General features: G+C 68.7%; 1 protein-coding gene. It reads right to left on the bottom strand.

Features of this window, described 5'->3' with window-relative positions:
* Positions 1-546: SIS domain-containing protein (locus JFT44_RS29275; protein WP_198831483.1), on the bottom strand; the 546-nt coding region annotated here is incomplete at both ends.

The following is a 546-nucleotide window of genomic DNA, read 5'->3' as shown; positions in this document are numbered from 1 at the left end:
GGTGTTCGGCGCGGCTGAGGGTCAGGTCGCGTTCGGCGATATCGTCGGGCGCGGCCAGCAGCACCCGAGCCCCGCGCTGGCGCATTTCCGTGGCCAGGCTCAGCAGGCCCGGCTGTTCGGCGCCGCGTGGGGCTAACACCAGCAACGGGTAGTTATCGTCGATCAAGGCCATCGGCCCGTGGCGCACTTCGGCGCTGCTGAAGGCTTCGGCCTGGATCGCCGAGGTTTCCTTGAGCTTGAGCGCGGCTTCCTGGGCGATGGCAAACCCGGCGCCACGGCCGATAACCATCAGGCGCTGGCAGTCGCGCAGGGCGTCGATGGCCAGGCTCCAATCCTGGGTCGCCGCTTCGCGCAGGCCGGCAGGCAGGGCGTGGCATGCTTCGAGCAGGCCGTCTTCCTGGTTCCAGTGCCCGACCAGCTGGGCGCTGGCGCTCAAGGTGGCGATAAAACTCTTGGTCGCGGCCACGCTACGCTCGGGGCCGGCGCACAGCGGCACATGGAATTCGCAGGCGGCTTCCAGGGGCGAGTCTTCAGCGTTGACCATCG

The organism is Pseudomonas sp. MF5691 (assembly GCF_016405645.1).
Classification (GTDB): Bacteria; Pseudomonadota; Gammaproteobacteria; order Pseudomonadales; family Pseudomonadaceae; genus Aquipseudomonas; species Aquipseudomonas shahriarae.
This window is presented reverse-complemented; position numbering and strand designations above follow the sequence as displayed.